The organism is Brevibacillus sp. NL20B1 (assembly GCF_018195675.1).
Classification (GTDB): domain Bacteria; phylum Bacillota; class Bacilli; order Brevibacillales; family Brevibacillaceae; genus Brevibacillus; species Brevibacillus aydinogluensis.
Window position 1 is genome coordinate 50,931 of sequence record NZ_JAGTPT010000029.1, and the last position, 12,576, is coordinate 63,506.

Annotated in this window: 11 protein-coding genes; 1 reads left to right on the forward strand and 10 read right to left on the reverse strand. The window is 55.0% G+C overall.

All coding sequences use genetic code 11. The features are described from left to right. Window positions 1–4: 4 nt before the first annotated feature. Window positions 5–1,096: a PIN/TRAM domain-containing protein gene (locus tag KDN35_RS17335; RefSeq protein ID WP_171567140.1), complete on the reverse strand. Its 1,092-nt coding sequence runs from the start codon at window positions 1,094–1,096 to the stop codon at window positions 5–7. A gap of 290 nt (window positions 1,097–1,386) precedes the next feature. Between KDN35_RS17335 and KDN35_RS17340 the strand changes: the two genes are divergently transcribed. After that, window positions 1,387–1,782 carry a nucleoside triphosphate pyrophosphohydrolase family protein gene (locus KDN35_RS17340; protein ID WP_171567139.1) on the forward strand — a complete coding sequence of 132 codons (396 nt, stop codon included), beginning with the start codon at window positions 1,387–1,389 and terminating at the stop codon, window positions 1,780–1,782. A 159-nt stretch (window positions 1,783–1,941) separates the two neighbouring features. On the opposite strand, the gene pssA is transcribed toward KDN35_RS17340, so the two are convergent. From pssA to KDN35_RS17385, 9 genes are all read right to left on the reverse strand, one after another. Next, window positions 1,942–2,670: a CDP-diacylglycerol--serine O-phosphatidyltransferase gene (pssA, locus tag KDN35_RS17345; protein WP_171567138.1), complete on the reverse strand. Its 729-nt coding sequence runs from the start codon at window positions 2,668–2,670 to the stop codon at window positions 1,942–1,944. Window positions 2,671–2,781: 111 nt separating this feature from the next. Next, window positions 2,782–3,858 carry a DNA integrity scanning diadenylate cyclase DisA gene (disA, locus tag KDN35_RS17350; protein WP_171567137.1) on the reverse strand — a complete coding sequence of 359 codons (1,077 nt, stop codon included), beginning with the start codon at window positions 3,856–3,858 and terminating at the stop codon, window positions 2,782–2,784. Window positions 3,859–3,867: 9 nt separating this feature from the next. After that, a complete protein-coding gene (gene radA / locus KDN35_RS17355; protein ID WP_171567136.1) occupies window positions 3,868–5,235 on the reverse strand; it encodes a DNA repair protein RadA in 1,368 nt (455 codons plus the stop codon). A gap of 100 nt (window positions 5,236–5,335) precedes the next feature. Further along, a complete protein-coding gene (locus KDN35_RS17360) occupies window positions 5,336–7,786 on the reverse strand; it encodes an ATP-dependent Clp protease ATP-binding subunit (protein ID WP_171567135.1) in 2,451 nt (816 codons plus the stop codon). Between the two features lie 79 nt (window positions 7,787–7,865). Further along, the gene (mcsB, locus tag KDN35_RS17365; RefSeq protein WP_171567134.1) at window positions 7,866–8,927 is read right to left on the reverse strand and encodes a protein-arginine kinase McsB; all 1,062 of its coding nucleotides are present in this window, start codon (window positions 8,925–8,927) and stop codon (window positions 7,866–7,868) included. 21 nt (window positions 8,928–8,948) lie between these two features. After that, on the reverse strand, window positions 8,949–9,464 hold the full coding sequence (gene mcsA, locus KDN35_RS17370) for a protein-arginine kinase activator protein McsA (protein WP_171567133.1): 516 nt from the start codon (window positions 9,462–9,464) through the stop codon (window positions 8,949–8,951). Between the two features lie 45 nt (window positions 9,465–9,509). Next, on the reverse strand, window positions 9,510–9,974 hold the full coding sequence (locus KDN35_RS17375) for a CtsR family transcriptional regulator (RefSeq protein ID WP_171567132.1): 465 nt from the start codon (window positions 9,972–9,974) through the stop codon (window positions 9,510–9,512). Between the two features lie 533 nt (window positions 9,975–10,507). After that, window positions 10,508–11,194 (reverse strand): HAD-IA family hydrolase, encoded by a 687-nt coding sequence (locus KDN35_RS17380; RefSeq protein ID WP_212133374.1) that lies wholly within the window; start codon window positions 11,192–11,194, stop codon window positions 10,508–10,510. A 25-nt stretch (window positions 11,195–11,219) separates the two neighbouring features. Continuing rightward, window positions 11,220–12,350: an MGDG synthase family glycosyltransferase gene (locus tag KDN35_RS17385; RefSeq protein ID WP_171567130.1), complete on the reverse strand. Its 1,131-nt coding sequence runs from the start codon at window positions 12,348–12,350 to the stop codon at window positions 11,220–11,222. Between the last annotated feature and the right edge of the window lie 226 nt (window positions 12,351–12,576).

Below are 12,576 nucleotides of genomic sequence, written 5' to 3' on the forward strand. Positions count from 1 at the left end.
GTCTCTACAATGCTTTTTCCAACAGCTTGGGCTTGGCGAAGATCATTCGCCCCGCCGAGGTTTGCAGCACGCTGGTGACCAGCACGTCAACGTCATTGCCGATGTAGTCGCGTCCTCCTTCGACGACGATCATCGTGCCGTCGTCCAGGTACGCCACCCCTTGGCCATGCTCCTTGCCGTCCTTGATCACCTGGACGGTCAGCTCTTCTCCGGGGAGAACCACCGGTTTGACCGCATTGGCCAGATCGTTGATGTTCAGCACCGACACGCCCTGCAGTTCGCACACCTTGTTCAGGTTGAAATCGTTGGTGACGACTTTGCCGTTCATCACCTTCGCCAGCTTGATCAGCTTGCTGTCCACTTCGGAGACCTCTTCAAAGTCTCCTTCGTAGATCTGCACCTTGACCTTCATTTCTTTCTGAATCTTGTTCAGGATATCCAGTCCGCGGCGGCCGCGGTTGCGCTTTAACACGTCAGACGAGTCAGCAATGTGCTGCAGTTCTTCCAGCACGAAACCGGGAATCACCAGCACACCTTCCAAAAAACCCGTCCGGCAGATGTCGGCAATCCGCCCGTCGATAATCACGCTGGTGTCCAAAATCTTGTACTCCACGTTGGATGGTGCACCATTGTTTTCCTTTTTGCCTTTATCCCTGCGCCCGATGGAAAAGACGGACATGATCTCGTCACGCTTCCGGAAGCCCACCTGGAAGCCCAGGTATCCGAGCAGACACGACACCATCAGCGGCAGCAGATCACCTATTACCGGAATCGGGATGTTGCTGATGGGAAGGAATAATAAAAAGGCAACAATTAGACCAATAATCAACCCCATCGCACCAAACATGACATCCACAATCGGCAGCTTGATCAGCGTCTCTTCCCCCCAGCGGACGATGCGCAGCGTGTAATCGACCAGCCAGTTGGCGAGGAAGAAGAATATCACGGCGCCTAAAACGGCTCCGATATAACTCTTGTAATGCACGTCACCAAAATTGAGCAGCGTATCCAGCAAATCAAACAGGTCGGGACCAAATTTGTAACCCAGGCCGCCCCCGACCAGCACAAAAAAAGTTTTTCCCAATCGGCGAACCATGCCTTCACCTCCTCTTATTAATATAGACAGAAGTCCGCAGGAAAAACCCTGCTTCCTCAACATGGCTCACACATTTCATGTCTTCACTTATCCCCCACTATATCAAAGATAAAATCGCAGTGTCAAATAGCCAAAAATTTTAACATACATGTTAAATTTCCGTCAATGGAGAACGCCCGTTTTCCTCCGTTCCCAATTTGACAGGGGACAGATTCCCTTCTTATAATGACAGTAGCAAATTGAATGAAAAATTCTGACGATATCAACAGCCTGAAGCAGAGGTGACCCATATGGACCATCGAAACGTGGACGACTTTCAAACGCAGGTTTCGGAGCTGCTGCTCAGACACCGCAGCGTGCTGGACGTCATGTCCAAAATTCAGGAAACAGCGGCCCGCATCAACCGTTCACTGACCAAAGCCATCACCGAATGCGGCTGTGTCGAAGTGGTTGCCAGGAAGCAGTCTTATGATCCCGGTAAAAGTTTGCAGGAAAACAAATCGCTCTTGGACACTCATTTTACCGGCCCCTTGTGCGAGCATTGCCGCGACGTGCTGACGGCAGAGCTTGGCAAAAACCTCTTCTACCTCACCGCGCTTTGCAACATTACCGACATCAGGCTGGAAGACGTCATCCGGCAGGAGTCGGAGCGTCTCAATACCCTCGGGGTATTCAATCTGTCATAGACTCCCAATTTGTATTACGATTGTACGCAAAGAAAAGTTGCAACTTCAACAAAAAAACCCGCTTTTGCGAGCGGGTTTTTTTCGGCAGTCTTACCGAAAATTCGACAAGACAAGCTGGACGGTCTGCATCCAAACAAACCGGGATGCGTCCGCGAGGCGTTATTCAAATGGCAGCGACTCTTCTTCGTTTTCCTTTTTCTTACGCAGTTTTTTCACCAACAGGTCAACGTTTTTTTTTATTCCGTACAGGGCGTAAATGGCAAGCGGCAGGAAGACGATTTTGGGAAACTGCTGCGGATACTTGATCGCCACGACCACGACAATCGCCACAATGATCGGCGTGATCCAATACGCGGATTTCGGAATGCCCACCTTTTTGAAGTTTGGATACTTGATGGTGGACACCATCAAAAAGGCCAGCAGCAGCATGCCAGCTGCCAGCATCGCCACGTTGAACACCTGGTGGTACAGGGCCAGCGTCGCCAGCACCCCGCCCGCAGCCGTGATTGGCAGACCGACGAAGTAGCCGGGCACGCCTGCCTGGACGTTGAAGCGCGCCAGCCTGAGTGCCCCGCAAATCGGGAAGATGGCCGTCACGATAATGCCGAACAGGTGCAAATCCTGCAATGCTACCACATACATGATAAACGCCGGGGCTACCCCGAACGTAATGACGTCGGAAAGGGAATCCAGCTCCTTGCCAAACTCGCTCTGCACGTTCAGCATGCGGGCCACCCGTCCATCCAATCCGTCCATCAGCATCCCGACGATGACGGTAATCGCCGCGTATTCCACGTACTGGTCGCCCTGAAACGCGAGAATGATGGCGACGATTCCCAAAAACAAGTTACTTATGGTTAGCATGTTCGGCAACGATTTCACGAACATAGACTACCTCCTGGTTTGGTTCGCAAAGGAGACACGAAACGTCTGTCCATTGCCGGCAAGTCCCCTTGGCAAAGTTCAATGCAATCATGCCTGCCTGTATCCTATTCTACCTTAAATATGCCTGTCAATGAACACCTGCTCCTGGATCCGCTTTAACCCATCCTTGATCGCCCGCGCCCTCACTTCGCCGATGCCGTCCACCTCGTCCAGCTCCTCAATGGTGGCCATCATGATCCGCGGCAGATTGTGAAAATGATCCACCAGGTTTGTGATGATCGTCATCGGCAGGCGGGGAATCTTGTTGAGAATGCGGTACCCGCGCGGCGACACCGACTCCTCCAGCATGCTGGTGCTGCTGGGATAGCCAAGGATTCGCAAAAATGAACTGATTTCCAACATTTCATCGCCGCTTAATTTCTTCATGTCCCTGAGCGCTTGTTCCGGTGACAGGTTGGGATCGCGGCAGTAATCGCGAACAAGCATGCGGGCTTCCTCTTCGATATTGGCGACCAGCTCATCCACCTGCATGCTGACAAGCCGCCCTTCCGTCCCCAATTCATAAATATACTTGGTAATTTCCGCCTTGATGCGTAAAACCATCTCGATCCGCTGCAAAACAGAGGTGACTTCGTGCAGCGTCACCAATTCTTCAAACTCCATTGCGCCCAGGTTGGTCAGCGACTGATCCAGTACGGCCTTGTACTTTTCCAGCGTGGAAAGGGCCTGATTTGCCTTGGCCAAAATTACGCTGATTTCGTTCAAGACGTAGCGGAAATGGCCTTGATACAGCGTGATCACGTTACGCCGTTGGGAGATGGCGATGACCAGGTGATTCGTCTGAATGGCCGTCCGCTGCGCCGTACGATGCCGCGTTCCCGTCTCGCTCGAAGGGATGGAGGCGGGGGGAATCAACTGGGCGTTGGCGAACAAAATTCGCTTGGCGTCTTCACTAACTATGATCGCCCCATCCATCTTGGCCAATTCATACAAATGAGCGGGCGTGAAGTCACTATTAATGGAAAAGCCCCCGTCCACGATGCCTTTCATCTCCGGACCGTATCCGACGACGATCAGGCCGCCCGTTTTCGCACGCAGCACGTTTTCCAGCCCCTCGCGAAGCGGCGTGCCGGGAGCGACGAGGCGCAATACATCGCTGAACTGCGGTTCTCTTTTATTTGTCTCGAACATAGGTTGCCTCTACCCCCTTAGCACCTCGTCCAAAGCATCGGCTATGTTGCTGATGCCGATTACGTCTATGCCGGTCGGGACTTCCAAGCCGCGGATGTTCTTTTCCGGAATGATCACCCGCTTGAACCCCAGCTTGTGGGCTTCCCTGACCCGCTGTTCGATCCGGGAAACGCCGCGCACTTCGCCCGTCAGCCCCACTTCACCGATGACGACGTCATGTGGATTGGTCGGCTGATCGCGGAAGCTGCTGGCGATGCTGACGGCAATCGCCAAGTCGACGGCCGGCTCATCCAGCCGCACGCCGCCAGCCACGTTGACGTACGCATCCTGGTTTTGCAGCATCAGTCCCATGCGCTTTTCCAGCACAGCCATGATCATGGCCACGCGCTGATGATCCACCCCGGTCGCCATCCGGCGGGGTGTTACAAAGCTGGTGGGGGCCACCAGCGCCTGCAGTTCCACCAGCACCGGCCGCGTCCCTTCCATGCTGGCCACCACCGTGGAACCAGCGACGCCGATGGGCCGTTCCGCGAGAAAGATTTCCGACGGATTGCCCACTTCTGCCAAGCCACGATCTTTCATCTCAAAAATCCCGATCTCGTTGGTGGAGCCAAAGCGGTTTTTCACCGCCCGCAAGATGCGGAAGGTGTTGTGCCGCTCCCCTTCAAAGTAAAGCACGGCATCCACCATATGCTCCAGCATGCGGGGGCCGGCGATGGAACCTTCCTTGGTCACGTGGCCGACGATGAAGGTGGCGATGCCCTTGCCCTTGGCAATGCGCATCAGCTGGGCAGTCGCCTCCCGCACCTGCGCCACGCTGCCCGCCGCAGACTGAACGGCGGGGTGAAACACGGTTTGTATCGAGTCAATAATTAACACATGCGGATCTATATGATTAATATGCTGTTCGATCAGTTCCAAGTCGTTTTCCGCCAACACGTACATGGGCGGAGTATTCATCCCGAGGCGGTCGGCCCGCAGCTTGATCTGCTTCGCCGACTCCTCGCCGGAGACGTACAGTACTTTTAACCCCTGATGGGCGAGCGCAAACGACGTCTGCAGCAGCAGGGTTGATTTGCCAATCCCGGGATCCCCGCCGACAAGAATCAGCGACCCGGGAACAAGTCCGCCGCCCAATACGCGGTTCAATTCTCCGAGCCTCGTATCCATCCGCGGTTCTTCCTCGCTCGCCACCTGCGTCAGCGGCATGGCTTCCGTACGCTGCCTGCCAACCGTCAGCTCGTACCGGTGAGACGATTTGACCGCCACTTCTTCGACCATCGTGTTCCACTTGTTGCAACCCGGGCATTTGCCCATCCATTTGGGCGATTCATAGCCACATTCTTGACACGCGTATTTCGTTTTATACTTTGACATTACCGTACCTCATCTGGGAATTCTCCTATACATGTTTATCATACATGGGTGCACAAAAAAAGAATACCTCCTGTTTTGGAGGCATTCTTTCCTTATTGAATTACGACGTGGTCTTTTCCAACCGCTTCACGACCAGTTTGTCGTCTTCTGCGTCGATGGTGACCGTGTCGCCTTTGTGGATGGTGCCCTTCAGCAGTTCTTCGGACAATTTGTCCTCGATGTGACGCTGGATGGCGCGGCGGAGCGGGCGGGCGCCGTACGCCGGATCGAAGCCCTCTTTGGCCAGCACTTTCTTGGCCGCATCGGTCAGTTGGAAATCGATCTCTTGTTCTCTCAGGCGCTTGCGCAGTTCTTCCGTCATCAGGGTGACGATTTGCTCGATGTGCTCCTGCTCCAGCGAGTGGAAGACGATCACTTCGTCGATCCGGTTCAGGAATTCCGGACGGAAGCTTCTCTTCAACTCGTCCATCACTTTGTCTTTCATGTCCTGATACTTTTTCTCGGTATCGCCGGTGGTGAAGCCGAGCGTCGTGTTTTTCTTGATCATGTTGGCGCCCACGTTGGAGGTCATGATCACCACCGTGTTGCGGAAGTCCACCGTGCGCCCCTTGGAGTCGGTCAGACGGCCGTCATCCAGCACTTGCAGCAGGATGTTGAAGACATCCGGGTGCGCTTTTTCGATCTCATCCAGCAGGATGACCGAGTACGGTCTGCGGCGCACTTTTTCGGTGAGCTGGCCGCCTTCGTCGTAGCCGATGTATCCCGGAGGCGCGCCGACAAGACGGGCGGTCGAATGCTTCTCCATGTACTCGGACATGTCGATGCGGATCATCGCGTCTTCGTCGCCGAACAGGGCTTCCGCCACCGCGCGAGCCAATTCCGTTTTCCCGACACCGGTCGGGCCAAGGAAAATAAACGAACCGATCGGCCGTTTCGGGTCCTTCAGACCGGCGCGGGCGCGGCGGATCGCACGGGAGATGGACTTGACCGCTTCGTCCTGGCCGATGACGCGGTCGTGCAAAATCTCCTCCATCTTCAGCAGGCGCTCCGTCTCTTCTTCCTTCAATTTGACCACGGGGATGCCGGTCCAGTTGGCCACCACATGAGCGATGTCCTCCGGCGTCACTTCCATGTTCAGCTTGCCCTGACGCTCTTTCCAATCTTTTTTCGTCTTCTCCAGCTCTTCGCGCAGCTTCTGCTCCTGGTCGCGCAGCGCAGCCGCTTCTTCAAACTCCTGGGATTGGACAGCTGCATCCTTTTCCTTGCGCACCTCTTCCAGGCGGCTTTCCAGCTCTTTCAGATTCGGCGGCACGGTAAAGGATTGCAGACGCACTTTGGACGCCGCCTCGTCGATCAGGTCGATCGCCTTGTCCGGCAGGAAGCGGTCGGTAATGTAGCGGTCAGACAGCTTCACCGCCTGTTCGATCGCCTCGTCCGTGATCTTGACGCGGTGGTGCGCTTCGTAGCGGTCGCGCAGCCCGTGCAGGATCTTGATCGCATCCTCCACGGTCGGTTCATCCACTTGAATCGGTTGGAAACGGCGCTCCAGGGCCGCGTCTTTTTCGATGTATTTGCGGTATTCGTCCAGCGTGGTCGCACCGACGCACTGCAGTTCACCACGGGCCAACGCCGGCTTGAGGATGTTGGACGCGTCAATCGCGCCTTCTGCACCGCCTGCCCCGATCAGGGTGTGCAGCTCGTCGATGAACAGGATGATGTTGCCCGCCTGGCGGATTTCATCCATGATCTTTTTCAACCGGTCTTCAAATTCACCGCGGTACTTGGTACCCGCCACCACGGTGCCCATGTCCAGGGTCATGACGCGCTTGTCGCGCAGCGTCTCGGGAATTTCGTTGTTCACAATCTTTTGCGCCAGGCCTTCGGCGATCGCCGTTTTCCCGACGCCGGGCTCCCCGATCAGCACGGGGTTGTTCTTCGTCCGTCGGCTGAGCACCTGGATCACGCGCTCAATCTCCTTCTGCCGGCCGATCACCGGGTCCAGGCCGCCTTCGCGGGCAATCGCCGTCAAGTCGCGGGCCAGGCTGTCCAAGGTTGGCGTGTTGGCCGACGGATTGCCGCCGGACGCCTGATGGGCGTTCATCATTTCAGAGCTGCCCAAAAGCTGCAGCACTTGCTGACGGGCTTTGTTCAGGCTGACGCCCAGGTTGTTCATGATCCGCGCGGCGATCCCCTCCCCTTCACGGATCAGACCGAGCAGGATGTGCTCCGTACCGACGTAGGTGTGACCCAGCTTGCGTGCTTCGTCCATGGACAGTTCAATGACCTTTTTGGCACGGGGGGTGTAGTTGGGCGTGTAGTTGCCTCCGTTTTGTTCCGTGCCGCGGCCGATCAGCGACTCCACTTCGCTTTGAATCTTGTCGAGACCAAGTCCCAGCGATTGCAATGCCTTGGCGGCGATGCCTTCGCCTTCCCTGATCAGCCCGAGAAGCACGTGCTCTGTGCCGATGTCCTTGTGACCCAGGCGGACGGCTTCCTCCAACGCCAGCGCCAACACTTTTTGAGCTCGTTCGGTAAAACGTCCAAACATCATATCGCGTACACCTCCAACCAGTATGTTCTCTCTATGGGAAAAGCCAATTTGTAATGCTGTTGCTCAACTGCCTGTGTTCTCAGTGGGCGGAGAGGCGCTCCCGAATCAGCCGGGCCCGCCGTTCGTCCCGTTGTTCCGGCGTCAGTTTCTGCCCGGCGCGATGCTGCAGGAACCCGGGCTGCGTCGTCACCAGCAGCTCATTCAACAACTGGTGCGACACGTTTTTGATCAGGCCCAGATCAAGACCCAGTCGAACGTCGGAGAGGCGCTGTGACGCTTCCTTTGATTCCATCGTTCGCGCGTACCGCAAAATACCGTAGGAACGGTAGATACGATCCTCCAGGTCGACGCGGGAGTGCTCCATCAGATAGCGGCGGGCAACGCGCTCCTGTTCGATAATTTGCCGGGCGACACTGTACAAGTTGGACAAGATGTCCGCTTCCGACATCCCCAGCGTCACCTGGTTGGACAGCTGGAACAGGTTGCCCAGCGCTTCACTGCCTTCGCCGTAGATGCCCCGGACGACCAGTCCTACCTGATTGATCGCCTGCAAAATGCGATTGATCTGCTGGGTCATCACCAGGGCTGGCAGATGCAGCATGACCGAGGCGCGGATGCCGGTGCCGACGTTGGTCGGACAGCTCGTCAGATACCCCCGCTTCTCGTCAAACGCGTACGTCAGCTGCGTTTCAAACACGTCGTCAATCTTGGTGCCGACCTCCCATGCTTCATTCAACTGAAAGCCGGGCAGCAGCACCTGAATGCGGATGTGGTCCTCCTCGTTTACCATGATGCTGACGGATTCATCCTCGCTGAGCAGGACAGCCCCTTTGCGGGATTCTTCGGCAAGGTGGGGACTGATCAGGTGTTTTTCTACCAGCACGCGTTTCTCCAGCGGGCTCAGCTGGTCCATCTGGAGCAGCTGCACCGGGTATCGGCTTTTCATCGCTTCGCTTCTGCTCACCTCCGCCACTTTCCTCACGACCTCTTCCGCCTGGGAATCGGTGGCGAGCAGCGGGAACGGATGCTGCCGCAGGTTGCGGGCAATGCGCAGCCGCGTGCTGATGACGATGTCGGAATCGGGTCCCTCCCCTTTCATCCAGTTGCTCCACGGGTTTTGCATGAACTTCTGTTGGGACATATCCGCCTCACCTCCCCCTGCTTACGATTGCGCGATTTTTTGTTCCAGCGCCCGGATGCGGTCGCGAATTTCGGCCGCCTTTTCAAACTCTTCGCTGGCGATGTAGTGCTGCAGCGTGCTTTTTAGCTGTTCCAGCTCTTTGCGCAGCTTGAGTTGACCGCCAGTTCGCTCCGGCACTTTCCCTATATGCTGGGTATTGCCGTGAATCCGGCGAAAGAGCGGATCCAACCGGTCGCCCAAAAACGTGTAGCAGTCGCTGCAACCGAACCGGCCGCTTTTGCTGAATTGGGCGTAGGTGAGCCCGCAGGTTTCGCAGCGCAGCGGCTTCTGTACCGGTTCCTGCGATTTTTTGGTCATTGGATCAAAGTGCAACAGCCCCGAAAGGAGATTGTTGATGCTGAAGTTGTGAAAACCGGCAAAGACATCCCCTTTTTCCTGAGCACAGTGCTCACAGATATGATATTCCGTTTTTTTGCCGTTGACGATTTTGGTCAGATGCAGCGTCGCCGGTCGTTTCCCGCATTCTTCACAGTTCATCAGATCGTCCCTCCTAACCGGTCCGGGTTGGCTTGGTGAAAGTCCCTACCGCAGCAAAATGGCAGCTATCATCTGTTTTAATATGTTGGCCCGCAGTCGGTCGCGGATTTCCGCCTCCACCGTCAGCACATTGCGCGAGGTGGCGATTTTCATCAAAGCCGCTTCCCGGTTGTTGATCAACCCTTCCTCCAGCAAGCGGTCAACAATCGCATGACCCACTCCCTGGGAGATGCTCTCGCCAATCAGCTCCTCGGTCAACAGCTCCTGCAACCGGGCTTTGCTGACGATCTGCACTTTACGGATGCGGATGTAGCCGCCCCCGCCGCGCTTGCTCTCGACGATGTATCCTTTTTCGACCGTAAAGCGGGTGTTGATGACGTAATTGATCTGTGACGGCACACACTGAAATAGGTCGGCAAGCTCGCTGCGCTGTATCTCGACGGAGCCGTTCGGACTCTCTTGAATGATGCGCTTTAGATGCTGCTCAATAATGTCCGAGATGTTCCGCAAGTCGTCGCCTCCTGTTCCACTGTGTTTGATCTGTTTGATCTTGACTTTGACTATCTTTGACTTTGATTATAATGGCTTTATGGCACGGATGCAAGAGGGGAATACAGTTTCTAGTGTAGGCAAAATGGCTGTCGTTGAAACCAAAACAAAAGCCATCCCCAAACGGAAGGTTTAGGGATGGTTTCAGACTGAAGGCAAACCGTTCATTGGATAAACGTCCATAAGAAAATGATTTCCAGGCCGGAAGGCCTGCCCATTCATCAACCGAAGCAAAAGACAATATCCGTCGCATGGCAGGATGGGCCAAGCGAGCTCCTTTGACGACCCACTCAGCGGAAAAACGAAGACGCGGGGATCAACAGGGGAGACAAGTCTCACTTCCGCGAAACACCCAGATGTTTGTCCCCTGCCCGCGTCTCGTTTTGGAGCGGACTTTATCCGCTTCTGCGCTGGGCGTCAAGCGAGCGAGCGGGCCCGATCTCCCATGCGCCGCGAACTTTGTCTACACGCTGAAACCATCCCCAACGGAACGTTTAGGGATGGTTGCTGTTAACTGTTGTCACGGCCGGCAGGTGATCCGGCAGCTGCGAGAATGCGGTAATGATCACATCGGCTCCGTCCAGTTCCCCCTGTTTGGCAAAACCGAAGTCGCAGCCCACGGTAAACAGGCCGTTCACTTTGCCCGCTTCCACATCGGAATGCCGGTCTCCTACCATGACGGCCTGTTTCACATCGTAATCACGCAGCAGTTTGGCCACGAGATCCCGTTTGGAACGCGTGTGAAAGCGGCCCGCGGAGTACAGGTCGGTAAACAGCGGCGTCAGCCCGTAATGATCGCAGATGGCTTCAATGTATTGTTCCTGCCCGTTGCTGGCGACAAACAGGGCCACGTTCTCGGCATGCAGCTTCGTAAGCACTTCGCGGACACCCGGGTAGAGATCGGTGACGTTCTGCCGCAGCAGGGCCAGTTCGTTTTCCAAAAGCAGCCGATCGGCCATCTGTTTGGTATCTTCGCTGACCCCCGGCAGCAATTTTGCCCAGAGTTGCTCAATCGTCATGCCCAAGACATTGACCAATTCCCGCTCGCCAGGGGTGGGGCCGTCCCACAGACCTTTTTCGCGAAGCTGTTCAAACGTCCGCTGAAACGCTGGTGTCGACAGCTTCTCCGTCTGCAACAAGGTTCCGTCCATGTCAAACAAAACAGCGTACGGTATGCTCATGGCTCCCTCCATTGTTCCTGTCAGGTTACTCTGTCTCTTTGTCTTCCCCAAACAGGGTTGTCATGTCGTTGTGAATGAAATCAGCGATGCGTTCTGCAGCATCCGGTTTGGCTATTTTTTGTGCCATTCTTTTCATGTATTCTACCTTCGTCGGATTGTGCAGCAATTCCTCGATAAAATAAATCAACTGCTCGGACACATTGGCGTGAACGGCACAGCCGTTGTTGAGCAAAAAGTGGCTGTTTCGTTCCTCCTGGCCCGGCAGGGGGTTGTAAATAATCATCGGCACCTGTTTGCTCATTACTTCCGCCGTCGTCAGTCCCCCGGATTTGGTGACGATCAGATCGGCGATTTCCAGGTACTCGTGAAAGTTATTGATAAACCGCAGCGGCATCACCTCGTGTCGGTAGGTGCGTGCGGATACCTTGCGATACAGCTTGTCGTTGGTACCGGTGAGGATAAAGGTCTTCAGCGGCAGGTTGATCGCTTCCAGTCCGTCCAGAACCTGTTCCATGGAACCGAGTCCCAGACCGCCTCCGGAGAGGACGACGCAGCGCGTCCCAGGCGCAATCTGCAGCTTCTGCCGGATGAGCTCCTTGTCCAACGGTTGGCGGAACTTGCGCATGATCGGAATCCCCAGCGGGATGAACTTCCGATGATCGTGCCGGTAGATATCCACCAAATAGTACAACTGTTCATGCGCGATAAAGTAATAATTGATGTGATGATTGATCCATGACGGGTGTATGGTATAGTCGGTAATGATCGTGTAGATGGGCTCTCGCCAGCCATTTCTCCCTTTCAAAACGGACAGCATACAGCTTGCGAACGGGTGTGTGGCGATAAACGCATCAGGCTGTACGCTGTTGATCAACTTTTTCAGCTTGTTGGCGAGCAGCTTGTTCATCCATAAGTTCATATCAAAAAAACGGATTTTTTCCGTATTGTGGTATATCCGTCCCCACATCTTGGGAGATAGCCGCAGCAGGTTCATGTAGCTTTCCAGCAAAATCTTGTGAAACGTCGGACTGATGTATTCCAACGTATCAATGATCATGGACGTGTAACCCTTCTCGGCCAGACTTTCCTGCATTGCCCGAGCTGCCTGATTATGACCGTTGCCGATGGAAGCAGAAAAGATCAGAATTTTTTTCATGATAAATTCTCCTTCATTCCTCACTCTTACCTACTCCAACGCCTGAACTCGGTACCTTCTCATGTTAGTCTACCCCATCGCCGTCTATCAAGGGGGAACTTGTCAGCCCCATACCAAAGTTCTCGACAAGTTTTTTGCCTGCACGCATGGCGCAAAATACAAAAAACCCCTTAACTGCTTGAGTTAAGGGGACCGTCATTCCCTGAAAACTGGATATGCATGGTGC